13 protein-coding genes are annotated in these 15,023 nt (G+C 67.0%); 1 reads left to right on the top strand and 12 read right to left on the bottom strand.

From position 1 onward, the window contains the following. Positions 1-27 precede the first annotated feature (27 nt). From BMW26_RS04255 to BMW26_RS04230, 6 genes are all read right to left on the bottom strand, one after another. Positions 28-1,005 (bottom strand): class I mannose-6-phosphate isomerase, encoded by a 978-nt coding sequence (locus BMW26_RS04255; RefSeq protein WP_072590860.1) that lies wholly within the window; start codon positions 1,003-1,005, stop codon positions 28-30. Continuing rightward, positions 1,002-2,198, bottom strand: coding sequence for an ADP-dependent glucokinase/phosphofructokinase (locus BMW26_RS04250; RefSeq protein ID WP_157557405.1), 1,197 nt, complete (start codon positions 2,196-2,198; stop codon positions 1,002-1,004). The genes BMW26_RS04255 and BMW26_RS04250 overlap by 4 nt, the downstream gene beginning before the upstream one ends. Positions 2,199-2,228: 30 nt before the next feature. Next, positions 2,229-3,092 carry a ketose-bisphosphate aldolase gene (locus tag BMW26_RS04245; RefSeq protein WP_053098979.1) on the bottom strand — a complete coding sequence of 288 codons (864 nt, stop codon included), beginning with the start codon at positions 3,090-3,092 and terminating at the stop codon, positions 2,229-2,231. A 46-nt stretch (positions 3,093-3,138) separates the two neighbouring features. Next, positions 3,139-3,984, bottom strand: a complete 846-nt coding sequence (locus BMW26_RS04240; protein WP_053098978.1) for a carbohydrate ABC transporter permease — start codon at positions 3,982-3,984, stop codon at positions 3,139-3,141. A 2-nt stretch (positions 3,985-3,986) separates the two neighbouring features. Beyond that, positions 3,987-4,910 carry a carbohydrate ABC transporter permease gene (locus BMW26_RS04235; RefSeq protein ID WP_053098977.1) on the bottom strand — a complete coding sequence of 308 codons (924 nt, stop codon included), beginning with the start codon at positions 4,908-4,910 and terminating at the stop codon, positions 3,987-3,989. A gap of 83 nt (positions 4,911-4,993) precedes the next feature. Continuing rightward, positions 4,994-6,289 (bottom strand): ABC transporter substrate-binding protein, encoded by a 1,296-nt coding sequence (locus tag BMW26_RS04230; RefSeq protein ID WP_056277298.1) that lies wholly within the window; start codon positions 6,287-6,289, stop codon positions 4,994-4,996. A 249-nt stretch (positions 6,290-6,538) separates the two neighbouring features. Here BMW26_RS04230 and BMW26_RS04225 point away from each other — a divergent pair, with 249 nt between their 5' ends. Beyond that, entirely contained in the window at positions 6,539-7,345 is an 807-nt protein-coding gene (locus BMW26_RS04225) for a DeoR/GlpR family DNA-binding transcription regulator (protein WP_053098975.1), read from the top strand. A 9-nt stretch (positions 7,346-7,354) separates the two neighbouring features. Here the strand turns inward: BMW26_RS04225 and BMW26_RS17580 are convergent, their stop codons facing one another. The 6 genes from BMW26_RS17580 to BMW26_RS04200 all read right to left on the bottom strand — a co-directional run bounded on the left by BMW26_RS17580 (position 7,355) and on the right by BMW26_RS04200 (position 14,980). Then, positions 7,355-7,705, bottom strand: coding sequence for a DUF2510 domain-containing protein (locus BMW26_RS17580; protein ID WP_072590858.1), 351 nt, complete (start codon positions 7,703-7,705; stop codon positions 7,355-7,357). Continuing rightward, the gene (locus BMW26_RS17735) at positions 7,702-7,842 is read right to left on the bottom strand and encodes a hypothetical protein (protein ID WP_198032383.1); all 141 of its coding nucleotides are present in this window, start codon (positions 7,840-7,842) and stop codon (positions 7,702-7,704) included. Before BMW26_RS17735 ends, BMW26_RS17580 begins: the two co-directional genes overlap by 4 nt. Beyond that, a complete protein-coding gene (locus BMW26_RS04215) occupies positions 7,839-8,048 on the bottom strand; it encodes a WXG100 family type VII secretion target (RefSeq protein ID WP_072590857.1) in 210 nt (69 codons plus the stop codon). Before BMW26_RS04215 ends, BMW26_RS17735 begins: the two co-directional genes overlap by 4 nt. 129 nt (positions 8,049-8,177) lie before the next feature. Further along, entirely contained in the window at positions 8,178-12,803 is a 4,626-nt protein-coding gene (locus BMW26_RS04210; RefSeq protein WP_072590856.1) for an ExeM/NucH family extracellular endonuclease, read from the bottom strand. A 245-nt stretch (positions 12,804-13,048) separates the two neighbouring features. Beyond that, a complete protein-coding gene (locus BMW26_RS04205; RefSeq protein WP_082298004.1) occupies positions 13,049-13,807 on the bottom strand; it encodes an SURF1 family protein in 759 nt (252 codons plus the stop codon). Between the two features lie 57 nt (positions 13,808-13,864). Further along, complete coding sequence (locus BMW26_RS04200; RefSeq protein ID WP_053098967.1) at positions 13,865-14,980, bottom strand: GuaB3 family IMP dehydrogenase-related protein; 1,116 nt, start codon at positions 14,978-14,980, stop codon at positions 13,865-13,867. Positions 14,981-15,023: the final 43 nt, after the last annotated feature.

The raw sequence follows: 15,023 nt of genomic DNA, 5'->3' as shown, positions 1-15,023 counted from the left end.
CCGGGGAGAATCCGCGTCGATTCCGAGTCAGGGCGCGGGCGGGCGGGCGACGAGAAGCTCGCCCGCGCCCGTCGCCTCGAGCACCCCGGCCGCGTCCGGCACGAGCAGCGAGGAACCGATGCGGAGTCTCCGTCCGTCGATCTCGATGTCACCGCCGCTCACGATCACGATCGAGAAGCCGCGACCGACGACGGTCGAGCCGTCGACGGGGATCCGCTCGAGTCGGAAGTACTCGTCCGCGGCGGCTGGAAAGACGGAACCGGAATCGGGGGCGGTTCCGATCAGCGCATCCAGGTCGGCCGCCGAACGCCCACGGGTGTTCACCGCGGCGAGCGCCAGCTCGAAGCCGAGGCCGAGATGCCCGGCCTCCGCACCGTCGATCGCGAAGCCGTCCCACTCGAGAAGGATCGACAGATCTTCGGGCTGCTGGAGTTCGAGCAGCAGGATTCCGGCGCCGATCGCGTGCAGTTCGCCCGGCGGCACCCAGACGACGTCGCCCGCAGCGACCTCCACCTCGTGCAGCAGACCGAGCAGTGCGTCCACGTCCTGCCGATCCACGAGGTCGGCGAGCGCCGCGGCATCGACGTCCTCCCGAAGTCCCACATGCACCGTGCCGCCCTGCAGCATGTACCACGCCTCTGCCTTGCCGTGTGCTCGACCGAGATGCGTCGCTGCGAAGTCGTCGTGCGGGTGTGCATGCACCGGCAGCCGCTGCCCCGCGTCCAACAGCTTCACGAGCAGTCGCGTGTCCGCACCCCACCGTGCGACGTGGGCATCGCCCAGCCAGGCCGTCGGATCGTGCTCGATCACGTCACGCAGCACGCGGCCGTCCGGGAGAGTGGTGAGCCCGAGCAGGGGCTCGCCGTTGACCGTGGTCGTCGAGCCGATCCAGTCCTCCGGCTCGCGGGGAGCGTCACTGGCTTCGCCGCGGAAGACGCTGATGCGCGCACCGCCGCGGTAGAAGCGCTCGGCGGGCCGGTTGGACGGCAGCAGGATCGGGTTCACACGTTCTCCTTCGATCGCACGGCTCCGGCGAGGAAGCCGCCGACGAACGTGTCGCCGAGTCCGACGGTCGTCGGGGTGGCGACATCGAGCGAGAATGCGGCGACCCCGACGGAACCGGGCAGACCGGCCTCGACGGCGGCGACGAGCGCCTCCCCTCCCCCGTGGCGGGGCATCGCATCGGTGTCGTCGACGTCCGCGGCGGTCAGGCCGTCACCCACGCGGTAGCGGGTGGCGGCGACGCGGACGGCGGAGTCGAGGGCGGCACCGTGCCGGGCGGCATCCGGTCCGATGGCGATAGCCCAGTAGCGGGTGTGTACGACGAGTGCCCGCGCGGGGACGATCGCGTGCACCGCGCGGAGGGCGCGGATGACGTCGTCGGTGTCGAGGAGGTTCACCGCGCGTCCGAGGTACTCCTGCAGCTCATCCTCGTTCATGCCGTAGACATGGATCTGCGGCAGCAGATGGCGGCGCACGGTGTCGGCGAAATCGCGCGTGTAGAAGCCCGCGTCCTCGTAGTAGACGAGCGCATCGTCGGGGAGGCTGCGCATCGCGCCCTGCACCTCGGCGAGCCGGAGCTCCAGCAGGTCGTGATCCTGCATCGTGTTGAATCCCGAGACGAGGAAGACGCCCGCGTCGGCCAGCGTCGTCGGCAGATCGGTGGCGAGCAGCATCCTCCGGTTCGGCGGATCGTTCGCGAAGATCAGCCGATTGGGCGCGGGCGACAGGACGTCGCCGTCCGTGAGGCGCACGTGCGCGCCGACCGGATACTGCACGATCAGATGCGGGTCGAGGGTGTCCTCGGTCGCCGAGCAGATGTACGAGATCGTGTCCGGCAGCAGACGACGGACGTTGTCGTCGATGCTGACGAGGTGCTGCACGCTCGGGATGCCGAGGGCGTCGAGCACGAGCCCCGCTCGCACACCGGTGCCCCCGAGCGTGATCGCGTGCTCGAAGTGCGACACGAAGTCCTCGATCACCTCGGACGAGGCGACGAAACGCTCCGCCCCGGTCCCCGAGGCGACGAACGCGAGCACCGCCACCAGCAACGACCGTTCGTCGGTGATCGGCGCCGTGGTGGTGAGCTCGTGCCGCCGCACTCCGTGCGCGTGCGCCAGCCTGTCGAACACCGACGAATCCCACTTCAGCTCGTAGTCGACGGTGCCGCCGAGTCCGAGTACGAGAGTTCTGCCCACGTCGCCGATCATCCTTCCGAGATCCGGGATTCAGTACAGCGACGCCTTGCCGTCCGCACCGAACAGCTCGATCTTCTCAGCAGCGGTGGCTTTCATCGCCTCGAGCGCCGCCGGCTGGATCGCGTTCGGCTCGCGCAGACGCTGATCGGTGCCGAGGATCTCGCGCATGCGGTTGTGGTACGAGACCTTGATGTCGCTCGAGATGTTGATCTTGTTCACACCCAGCTCGACGGCGCGGCGGAGTTCCGCATCCGGGTTCGAGGATCCGCCGTGCAGAACGAGCGGGATGCCGACCGCGGCCTTGATCTGCTCGAGCAGGTCGTGACGCAGCTCGGGGTTCTTGTCGCTCGGGTACAGGCCGTGCGACGTGCCGATCGCGATGGCGAGACTGTCGACGCCGGTCTCCTCGACGAAGCGCACCGCGTCTTCCGGGTTCGTGTAGATGATCTCGGCCGCTCCCGACTCGCCGTAGCTGTCGTTGGCGCCGATCGTGCCGAGTTCGCCCTCGACCTGGATGCCGACGGCATGCGCCGCGTCGACCACCTTGCGCGTGAGCGCGACGTTCTCGTCGAACGGCAGCAGCGATGCGTCGATCATGACCGAGGTGAAGCCGGCCTTGATGGCCGAGATGATCTCCTCGTAGCTTCCGCCGTGGTCCCAGTGGATCGCGACGGGCACGCTCGACCGGTGGGCGCGGGCGTGCATCGCGGGGATGAGGTCGGTGGTGATGTGCGACACCTCGTCGGGGTGGATCGCGATGATGACCGGAGCGGCCTTCTCCTCGCTGATGTCCATGATTCCGTTGAACATCGCCCAGTCGCTGATGTTGAACGCCGGGATGGCGAAGTTGTTGGCATTGGCGACATCGAGGATGGATTTGCCGGTGTAGAGCACGTGATTTCTCCTGTTTCGTGGTGGTCGTGGATCCGTCGGGACGACGTCAGCTCTTCACGGACCCCGCCGTGAGACCGCTGATGAAGTACCGCTGGAAGATGAGGAAGAGGATGAGGACCGGGATCGAGCCGAGCACGCTCATCGCCATGATCTGGTTCCACTCGTACGAGTGCTGCCCCATGAGCAGCTGGATGCCGATGGGCACCGTGCGCATGTCGATCGTGCGGGTGAGGGTGAGAGCGAAGAGGTACTCGTTCCACGCGATCATGAACGTGTAGATGCCGACGGACACGATCCCGGGGATCGAGATCGGCACGAGGATGCGCCACAGGGCGGTCATGGATCCGGCGCCGTCGACGCGGACGGCCTCGTCGAGCTCCTTGGGGAGGGTGTTGAAGTAGCCGGTCATCATGATGATCGCGTAGGGCAGCGTGAACACCATGTAGGTGAGGATCAGCCCGAGGTACGAGTTGTACAGCCCGAGCGCCACCATCAGACCGAAGTACGGGATCAGCAGGGTGATGGGTGGCACGGCCTGCACGCTGACGATGACGACGTTGAGGATGCGCTTGCCCCGGAAGTCGAACCGGCTGAACGCGTACGCCGCCTGGATCGCGACGAGGAGGGTGAGGATCGTGACGGAGCCCGCGACGACGTAGCTGTTGAAGAAGAACCGCATCGTCTCGGGGTTCGTGAAGATCGCGATGTAGGCGTCGAACGAGAACGTGTCGGTGACCAGACGAGGAGGCAGTTCGAAGATCTGCGTGTTCGACTTGAACGAGCTCGACAGCATCCACAGCACGGGCCCTGCGGCGAACACTGCTCCGAGGATGAGGCCGATCATGACCCCGGTCTTGGCGACGCGGCGCTGGTTCTGCACGGTGAGAGCCATGGTCAGTCCCTCGCTTTCTGGTGACGGACGTAGAAGACGGCGAGCACCATCGACATGAGCAGGACCAGCACGGCGGAGGTCGCCGCGAGCGAGAAGTCGTACTTCGCGAAGGCGAGCTTGTAGGTGAAGGTGCTGAGCACCTCGGTCACGTCGATCGGTCCGCCACCCGTGGTCATCCAGATGAGCGCGAACTGCTGCGACGTCCAGATCAGGTCGAGCAGCACGAGGCTGACGATGATGGGACGCAGCTGCGGGATGGTGACGTTCCAGAAGCGCTGCACGGCACCCGCGCCATCGACGGTGGCAGCCTCGTTCAGCTCATTCGGGATGCCCTGGAGGCCGGCCAGCAGGCTCACCATGAAGAAGGGGTATCCCGCCCAGATGTTGATGAAGATGATGGTGCCGAGCGCGAGCTGCGGCGATGCGAGCCATTCGATGTCGGTGTTGAGCAGGAAGTTCACCACACCGTTCGGGGCCAGCAGCATCCGCCACAGCACGGCGATCACGGCGACCGTGAACAGCCACGGCAGCACGTACAGGGCCCGGAAGAAGGACCGTGAGAACCGACCGAGCAGCGGGCTGTTGAGCATCATCGCGAAGGCGAGACCGAGCACCAGGTGCGCCACCACGCTCGTCACCGTGAAGAGGATGGTGTTGCCCGTCGCCTTCCAGAAGCGCGGATCCGACAGGATCTCGACGTAGTTGCCGATGCCGACGAACTCGGGCGACTTGTTCAGGATCACGTTGTCCTGGAACGAATAGCCGATCACCATGACGATCGGCACGATCATCAGCACGAACAGCAGGATGATGGTCGGCGAGAGGAAGGCGTACGACTCGGTCGTCTTGCGCAGCTGCCGTCGGCGACGCGACAGCGCGACTCCGGTGACGATCACCTCGGTGTCGTCGGACGTTCTCAGGCTCATGGGAAGCGTGGCTCCTTGGTTGGTCGGGTGCCGCATCGCATCGGGAGCGATGCGGCACCCCGTTCAATGCGGGTCGTGGGAGATCAGAACTCCGCGACCCACGCGTCCTGCGCCTTCTTGAGCGCGTCGTCGATCGACTGCTGACCGTCGAAGGCCGACTGCAGCTGCTCGCCGAGCTGACGCATCAGCTCCTCCGCCACGGGGAGCCCGGTGAACTCGTTCGCCGGGTAGCCCGCCTGGTAGATCTCGAACGCCGTCTTGAACAGCTCATCGTCCTCGACGAACCCGGGGACCGACTTCGAGTTGCCGGGGAACGCGTTCGCCATCGTCGAGAGCTCCGAGTTGGTCTGCTCGCTCATGAGGAACTCGACCAGCTTGAATGCCGCCTCCTTGTGCTCCGAGTTCTCGGCGACGCCGATGCCCCAGGATGCGTAGGGGATGCCGCGCTCGCCGTCGTATCCGTCCTCGGCCGGCAGCGCCGAGATCGAGAACTTCAGATCGGGGTTCGTCTCGCGGATCAGGTTGATGTGCGCGAGCGAGTCGATCATCATGCCGACACGACCGTTGGTGAACTCCTCGACCTTGTCCTGCTCCTTCATCGTGAAGGAACCGGAGGCGATCGAGCCGTCATCCCACATGCCGCCGATGAAGTCGACCGCCGACGTCACGTCGTCGTTCGTCAGATCGGGCTGCCCGTCTTCGAGCATCGAGCCTCCGGAGGCCCACACCCACGACATGACGTCGTTCTGCACGCCGTTCGGCGCTTCGAGGGAGAGCGGGAGCACCCAGCCCGACACGTCGCCGCCGAGCGCCGAGACTTTCGATGCCGCGTCGGCGAACTCCGTGCGCGTGGCCGGCGGGGCGGTGACGCCCGCATCTGCCAGCAGCGTGTCGTTGGTGAACATCGGGTAGACGAAGTTCACCACCGGGATCATGTATGTGCTGTCGTCGACCTGGATCTGGCTCGCCAGCTCGCTGTCGTCGTAGTCGTACTCCTCCATGAGTGCGGTGAGGTCTGCGATCACTCCCTGAGAGGCGAAGTCGTTGACCCACGCGCCGTCGAGGCCGACGACGTCCGGCATGGTGCCGGAGGCCGCTCCCGCGAACAGCTGCTCCTTGGTCGATGCGTACGGTCCGCTCACGAGCTTGACCGTGACGCCCGGGTTGGCGTCCTCGAATTCGTCGATGAGCGCCCGGAACTCACCGTCGGGGAGCTCGGGCTCCCACCACTGGGCGAACTCGATGGTGACGTCTCCGCCATCCCCTCCATCGGTTCCGCTGTCGCCTGCCGCGCACCCTGCCACGGCCAGGACTGTCACGGCTGCTGTCGCTGCGCCGGCGAGCTTCAGAATGCGTCGCCCTCGCCCCACTGTGATCATCACTTCTCCTCTTCGAGATCGTGCCGCATTCGCGCTTCAATGCTTGTTCATGCGGTTTTGAGCAATGTTATGCCGTAGTTTGCGAGATCGTCAAGCATTCTCTGCCTCTATTTCGACTTGTAACTACAGATTTCACGACTGTACCCGCATTGTCACGGCGAAAACCAAGTTGGTCGCGTGGATACGTCGGATGCCGATCTCTGCCGAAGTCTGCCGGTTTATCTGCGCACCTGTGCTAGAGATGTCTGCATGGAAGCAACTCCGTCGCCCAAGCGTCGACTCCCCGCCGGCCGCAAAGCCGACCTCGCCGCCTACGTCGAACAGGTCGGCGAAGTGACCGTCGGAGGTCTCGCAGAGCACTTCCACGTCTCGATCGACACGATCCGTCGGGACCTCGATCAGCTCGACCGAGAGGGCGTCGTCATCCGCACCCACGGCGGAGCGGTCAGCGCCGAGGGGCAGCTCAAGGACCGGGCGCTCGACGTCCGTCTCCGGCTGCAGACGGAGGAGAAGGAGACGATTGCGCGTCTCGCGGCGGGACTCATCGACGACGGAGCGGTCGTGATGCTCAACGCCGGAACGACGACGCTGGCTCTCGCTCGGGCGCTTCGCAACCATCGCGACCTGACGATCGCCACGAACAACCTGCGGATCCCCGCGGAGATCTCGCCCTCCGCCTTCCGCGACCTCTACGTGTTCGGCGGGGCCGTGCGGGCGATCACCCAGGCCACCACCGGACCCGTCGCGTTCATGATGACCCCGGGCGGCCCGGAAGTGGACATCCGCTGCGATCTGGCACTGATCGCCGTGGGCGCCATCGACGAGGCCGGGTTCTCGACGTCGAACATGGGGGACGCGAACATGATGGCCGAGATGATCCAGCGGGCCGAGCGCACCGCGATCCTTGCCGACTCGTCGAAGTTCGGCCGACGACTGTTCGCTCAGGTCACCACGCTCGACCGAGCCGACTACCTGGTGACGGATTCGTCCCCGGCGCCGGCCTTCGCCGCCGCTCTCGCGCAGGCAGAGGTCGAGGTCATCAGCCCCTCAGCCTGACCGCTCTCGTCATCGGGAGGCGACCGGGCCACCGGGGGTGGGGGGAACAGCCACGATCAGGCGCGACCCGGTGATCGCGGCGGCGACGATCGCCGGCGTGCCGGCGACCGGCAGCAGGGCGAGCGCGAACGCCGCGCTCGGACCGAAGGCGAACGCGAAGACCAGGAACGCCGCCCAGGCGACCACGCCGACTCCGACCCACGTCCACTGCATCCTGGTCGTCGCTGTGCGAAGTGCCGTGGCCGTGATCGGTCGCCCGTGATGGATGACGTTCTCCGTCCATTGGCGACCGTCCCACCACCTCTGGGTGCGTCGATGGACGTCGTACCGGCCCGGTGCAACGGGTCCGCCGCCGCTCATGAGGCGAACGAGGGCTGGGGCCACGAGGGCAGGGCGGTGGACGAGAGAACCCCCGAGAGCACGAATGCGCGAGACTCCGAGTCGCCTCGTCCGGTGAGAGCGTCGATGCGGGCGGTCAGGTCGTCTGAGGGAGTCATGCGTCGAGACTGTAGGCATGGTCCGCTTGCCACTGGGCGTGCCGACTCTCGTAGGCGTCTGCGGCTTCGCCGTCCCAACCTGCGAGCATCAGCGGCGAAGCGCTGTCGAGAGCGGCACCCTCGGCCCGCAGATCGGAAAGCGACCCGAGCAGGACATCGATCATGGTCTGCATCTGGTCGAAATCGACCTCGACTGCTGCCCCCACGCCAGCACCATGACATCCCTCCTCCGCTCTGCAACGCGGCACCCTGACGAACCACGGGAACGACGAAGGCCGCCGGGATCACTCCCGACGGCCTTCGTGCGTGTCAGGCGGGCGTGCCGCCTGTCGAGGTCAGAACCAGCCGGAGATGAGATCCCACAGCCAGTCGATGATGCCGCCGATGATGCCGCCCGCGCGGTTGACGGTGACGGTGGCCGTCGCCTCATCGCCGTCGGCCTGAGCGACCGCGACCGTGTACTTGCCCGGCTGCGTGCTCTTCGGCACCGTGACGGTGGTCGAGAACGTGCCGTCGGCGGTGACCTGAACGGTGCCGACGTCGAGGGCCTTCGGTCGCAGCTGCACGGTCACCGTCTCACCCGGCCGGTAGCCCTCGCCGGTGATCGTGAGCTTCTTGCCCGCTGCCACCTTCGACGAGCCGAGGTCGATCGATCCTGCGAACTCGACCGGCTCCTCCCCCGCGATCGAGAACGGCACCTGCACGGTGGTCCCGGTACCGGCGACGGCGACGGTGAGCAGCTGCTCACCGAAGACACCCGCCGGAACCGTGAAGCCGAGCGACGCGCGCCCTGCCTCATCGGTCGTGTCGACGATCGTGGGATCGACGGCGCTCGCGGCGAGCTGGGTGCCGCCGAGCGACAGGGTCACCTCGCCGGGCGCCTGCTCCCCCGCACTGAACGCCAGCGACGAGAGAGCGACCGTCACCTGGTCGCCGGCGCTGTAGCCGTCGGCATCCGGTGCACTGACCGAGACTCCCACCGCGCGCTGCGCGAGGTCGGGGGTCGCCGTCTTGTTCGCATCGAACCAGTCGACCATCGACTGCAGGTCGATCTTGCCGGTGTCACGCTTGCTCGAGCCCTCCTTGAAGGTGAAGAAGTTGTCTCCACCCCCGGCGAGGAACGAGTTCGCTGCGACCGTGTAGTTCGCCGCAGGGTCGATCGGCGTGCCGTTGAGCGTGATCGACGTGATCCTCGATCCCTGAGCCGCGGCCGGATCGTAGGTGTAGACGAGACCCTCCGATACGCCGAGCTTCAGGAACGGACGGGCCGAGCCTGCCGGCTGCCACTGCTCTTCGAGCACGCCCTTGAGCTGCACGCCGCTCAGCGACAGGGTCACCAGCGTGTTGGCGAACGGCTGCACCGTGGCCGCCTCGCGGTAGGTGACATTGCCGTTCGGGTCGTTGGCGTTCGACGAGGCGTACGTCAGGTTGGCGCGGATGCCTCCCGGGTTCATCAGCGCGATGTCCGCACCGGTGGACCACTTCTGCACGTCGGCGACGAAGTTGCCGATGGTGGACTCCCCACCGCGGTTCTCCGAGCCGTTCGTCTGACGAGCGCGGTTGAAGTCGGCGGTGATGTCTCCGACCTTGACCGCGCCGAGCACGTCGGCCTCAGCCTTCGCCTTCGCGACGATGTCGGCGACCTCCGGGACGGCCGGGTAGAGCGCCTTCCCTGCCGAGGTGAGGGGCTTGATCTCGTTGGTGATCGAGATCAGGTCCTTCGTCTTCGGGTCGACCTGGATGTTCATCAGTCCGAGGTTCTCGCCGTACTGCCCGGCCGAGATGACCGGACGCCCGTCGATCACGTGGTTGTAGGCGAGGTGCGTGTGTGCCGAGACGATCGCGTTCACGTCATCGTCCACGCCGTAGACGATCTCGCCCAGGGGCGAATCCGGCGTGATGCTCGACAGCTCGACGCTCGATGCTCCCTCGTGAACGAGAAGGATGACGACATCCGCTTCGCCGTTGGACGCGTCTCCGTCACGCAGGTCGTCGGCCACGGCGTTCACCGAATCGACGATGCTGCGCACCTCGAGATCCGCGATGCCCTCAGGCGACACGAGCGAGTCGAGGTCTTCGGTGACGGCGCCGACGAAGCCGACGCGCACGCCGTCGAGCTCCTTCACCCAGGCCGGTGCGAGCGCGGGCTCGCCCGTCTCGGTGACGAACACGTTCGACGAGATGTACTCCCAGTCCGCGCGGTCCTGCACGCGGTCGCGCAGGTCCTCCCAGCCCTGGTCGAACTCGTGGTTGCCCGCGGCACTGACGTCGAGGCCGGCGGCGTTGAGCGCGTCGATCGTCGGGTTGTCATCGTTGATGAAGGAGGTGAACGTCGATGCGCCGATCAGATCGCCGACACCGGCGAAGATCGTGTTCGGGTTCTCGGAACGGAACTGCTGCACGGCTCCGGCGACGACCGCCGCGCCTGCGGCAGCGCCGTCGGCCTCGATGCGACCGTGGAAGTCGTTCATGGTGACGACGTCGATGCTCACCGGCGGGACCTCGGAGGAGACGCCGACGATGATCGGGTCGTGGTCGCTGGAGCGGAACGGTGTTCCCGCCTCGGTGGCGCCGAACGCGTAGCCGCGGTCGCTCCACTCCGGAGAGTTGATGCTCCACACACCCGCGCCCGTGATGGATGCGGCGAGCGACGGCGACGCGAGCACGTGGTCGAGCGAGCCGAGCTCGCCGTCGAACGTGTACGTGTGCTGTTCCGGAGCCTTCTCGCGTGCGACGTCGCTCCACCCCTCGCTCGTGAAGACCTCGATCGGGTCCTCCTTCGCGTAGGCGTTGAAGTCACCGATCAGCAGGATGTCGCTGCTGCCTGTTGTCTCCTCGATCTCGGTGGTGAAGGTCTTGAGCGAGTTCGCCTGCTTCACGCGGTCGGCGTTGAAGAAGCCCTGGCCGTCTGCCGGCTCGGCGCCGCCGCCCTCGGGTGCCGACTTCGACTTGAAGTGGTTCGCCACCACCGTGACGACGCGTCCGTCGATGTCGAACGCCTGCGCGATCGGCTCGCGGGCGTTGCCCCAGACGCTCTCGTCCGTCACGGTCAGGCTGTCGCCGACCGTCTCGACCGCGTCCTTCTTGTAGATGATCGCGCTCGTGATGAAGTCGGTCGTCGCCGAGTCGTTCAGCTCATCGGGAGTGCGGACGTAGTCCCACTCCACGCTGCCGAGTGCGTCGTTGAGCCCGTCGACCAGATCGGCCAGCGCCTCGTCGAGCGAGCCGCCGAGCTTGATCGAGTTCTCGATCTCCATCAGCGACACGATCTCGGCGTCGAGGCCGTTGATCGCCGCGACGATCTTCGACTTCTGGATCTCGAACTGGGCAGCATTCGCCGCGCCTCGTGCGTTCGAGTTCTCGCTCTTCAGCGTGGTGAAGTAGTTGAAGACGTTGAACGACGCCACCTGCACGTCGCCGCCGACCGTCGGGGCGGTGTCCGTGCGAGGGTTCGTGGGCTGGAAGCCGACCTTCAGGTTGGCGGACGACGTGCTGTCGATCGGCACGACCGGCTGAAGACGCCAGTCGTCGAAGCCGTACTGGAGCACATACCCGTTCTCGCTGAAGTCGACCGTGTCGCCGTTGCGGACGACGAGGTCCTTCGTGAAGTACGGCTGGTCGTTGGGGTGCCCGCTGTTCGAGACCTGGATCGACCACCCGTCGTCGAGCAGGATCCGGTTGGCGCGGTTCGCCGCGGTGATCGCCGCCGCTTCGGCTCCCGGGCGCACGAGCTCCGTGCTCTTGACGTTGAGATCCGCCCCGGCGTTCAGCCAGAGGGTTCCGAAGTTGAAGAGCTGGTGGCTGGAAGCCAGGCGATAGGTGCCCGCCGGGGCCACGTACATGTTCTCGTACTGCTCACGGTCGCCGCCGACGGCGGCATCGGGAAGCGGGGTGACCTCGGGAACGCCCACCCCTGCCTGCAGGACCGAGATGCCGGTCAGCGCTGCCGGGTTGATCTGCGTCTGGCCGAAGTACTCGCTGACCGAGCCGGTGACCGAGACGCGATCGCCGATCGCGAGCGTGGGAGCGAGCGCGTTGAGGAAGACGAAGACGCCGTCCGATGCGCCGGGGGTCGCGTCGACCGCGCCGCCGGAGCCCTCGGTCTGGATCACGATGCCCTTGTAGCCGCCGGTCCGATAGTCGGCGGTGACGATGCCCTCGACCGTGACCGTCTGGCCGTTCAGCGGCGAGACGTCGGTCGTTCCCTGGACGTCGGCGATCGACACGTCGGTCGGCTCGGGCTCAGGCTCAGGATCGGGGTCGGGGTCGGGAACCGTGCCCGCATTCTGCGGCGTGATGGTGGCCGACAGGCTGAAGTCCGCCTTGTTGTCGTCGGTGTCCTTGCCGCCCGTGCGGTTGAGCGATTTGACGTCGGTGTTGCCCGTGGGAGGAGTCGCGGCGGCAGTCTCGAATGTGTTCGAGGTGCCGTAGCCGAGCACGTCGATGACGCCGTCGACACCCGTGACCGAGCCGGGGGTCAGTGTGACCGCCGCGGTGCCCTCGACCAGCGCGAGAGTGCCGTTCGTTCCGCTCGGGTTGAGGGTGCTGACGACGTCGGCCGTCGGCAGTGCTGCGCCGTTGGCTCCGTTGCTGCCCGCCTGCACGAGATAGTGGCCGCCGGCGGGGATGACGCCGGTCAGCGGCGCGACGCCGTTCGAACCGCCCGTTCCTGTCGCGGATCGATACTGCAGCGAGAGCCCGTCGAGGGTGACGGGTGCCGCCGTGGGGTTGTAGAGCTCGACGAACTTGTTGGTGAACGCCGCCCCGGCACTGCCCCCGGAGAGGTAGGCCTCGTTGATCACCACCCCCGTTCCCGAGACGTCTGCGGAGGCTGGCGCGGCGATCAGGGCGCTGGCGCCCAGTGCGGCGACGCAGGTGGCGGCGAGAACGCCGAGACGCCCCCGACTTCTGCGGTCTGACCCGGGAACCTGATGGTTCGCGGCGTCGGGAGCGGACATCATCTGTGTTGTCTCCTCGGGTGTGTTCTGGCGACGGCTCTCGTGAAACCGGGCGGTGCGGGCTCTCAGCCGACGCACATGTGAGCGAGCATACGGAGGCCCTCCGACAACCTCAACGGAGTTTTCCGATTGGTAACCAAGCCCTCACCGAACGTCCGGACCCGACCCTGACGAAGGTGGAATATCGGACCGCGAACCGCTCACATGCGCGCGATGCGCCGCGCGGATGCGGGTCGGGTCAGGCGGAATCAGACGGAGTCGCCGGCGGCGGTCGCTGCGTCCTCGAACTCCTCGACCTCGCGCTCCCAGGCGTCCTTGGCGAGTCGATACCAGAGGTAGAAGGCGAACCCGGCGAAGATCGCCCACTCCGCGGCATAGAAGATGTTGAGCCAGTTCACCGGCGACTGCTCCTCGGGTGCTGGCGAGGAGATGTCCGTGAGACCTGCCGTCGCCGTGATCGAGGCGAGGTACGGCCGATACACGTCGAGCTCGTCGACGTCGTGCCAGTGGCTGAGCAGCGCAGCGGTCGACATCCGGTCCATGCGCTGGGGATCGTCCTTCGGCGGCACCGAGGGCCCCTCGTCCGAGATCACCCGACCGACGAGGGATACGTCCTCTGCACTCTCGTCGAGCTTCTCGACGGCCGCCTCGGCGACGGCACGGTCGGCGGTCCAGCCGATCGCGACCGCGATCGACGTGCGCTCCGCGACCCGCAGCTGACCGGTCACCCAGTAGCCCTCGACGCCGTCGTTGAACCGGCTCGACACGATGAGGAAGTCATCGCGGATCCAGGTCCCCGACGTCTCGACCTTCTGCCCGACCAGCGGCTCGGGGAGGTACGCACCCGGCTCGACCACATCGGTCAGCGGTCGCACCTGCTCGGTCGCTCCTGCGGGCGGCGGATCGGTCTCGATCGCGCGCTCGAGCTGCCACTGCCCCAGCCACGCGAACACGCCGGCCACCACGAGGCACAGCACGAGCATCCCGATCCAGCGTCCCCGGAGCATGACCTCGCGGAGAGTCGGGGGGAACAGAGCAGCAGAAGTCACGGCGTGGTGCGGGCCTCAGGCCTCGTACGGTGCGAGGACGACCTCGACCCGCTGGAATTCCTTGAGGTCGGAGTATCCGGTGGTGGCCATCGACTTGCGCAGCGCACCGATGAGGTTCGCCGTGCCGTCGACGACGGGCGCCGGACCGTAGAGGATCTCCTCGAGCGTGCCGATGCCGCCGACCTCGACGCGACGACCGCGCGGGAGCTTGGGGTGATGCGCCTCGGGACCCCAGTGGAAGCCGCGACCCGGTGCATCGGTGGCGCGTGCGAGGGCGACGCCGAGCATGACCGCGTCGGCACCCATCGCGAGTGCCTTGACGATGTCACCGGACGTGCCGACCCCACCGTCTGCGATGACGTGCACGTAGCGTCCGCCGGACTCGTCGAGGTAGTCACGGCGGGCCGCGGCCACGTCCGATACGGCCGTGGCCATCGGAGCGTGGATGCCGAGGGTCGCGCGCGTGGTCGACGCCGCTCCCCCGCCGAACCCGACGAGGACACCGGCCGCACCCGTGCGCATCAGATGCAGGGCCGCGGTGTAGGTGGCTGCGCCTCCGACGATGACGGGCACGTCGAGGTCGTAGATGAACTTCTTGAGATTCAGTGGCTCGTCGACGCTCGAGACGTGCTCGGCCGACACGGTGGTGCCGCGGATGACGAACAGGTCGACCCCTGCGGCGGCGACCGTGTCGTAGAACTCCTGCGTGCGCTGCGGTGTCAGCGATCCGGCGACGGTCACTCCGGCTTCACGGATCTCGGCGAGACGCTGCGTGATGAGCGCGGGCTTGATCGGCTCGGAGTAGAGCTGCTGCATGCGCGCCGTCGCCTCTCCCTCGCCGAGGGATGCGATCTCCGCAAGAAGGGGCTCGGGGTTCTCGTAACGGGTCCACAGTCCTTCGAGGTCGAGGACGCCGAGTCCGCCGAGCTGCCCGAGCATGATCGCCGTCTGAGGGCTCACGACGGAGTCCATCGGTGCGCCGAGCACCGGGATCCCGAAGCCGAAGGCGTCGATCGTCCAGGCGGTCGACACGTCCTCCGGGTTGCGGGTGCGCCGCGAGGGCACCACCGCGATGTCGTCGAACGTGTACGCGCGACGCGCACGCTTGCCTCGGCCGAGCTCGATCTCCATGGTCACCACCCCAGACTACCGGGCGTACGCGATGACACCGACG

This window comes from Microbacterium sp. 1.5R (assembly GCF_001889265.1).
Taxonomy (GTDB): domain Bacteria; phylum Actinomycetota; class Actinomycetes; order Actinomycetales; family Microbacteriaceae; genus Microbacterium.
Note: the sequence above shows the minus strand (reverse complement) of the source record. Positions and strands in the feature narration are given on the sequence as shown.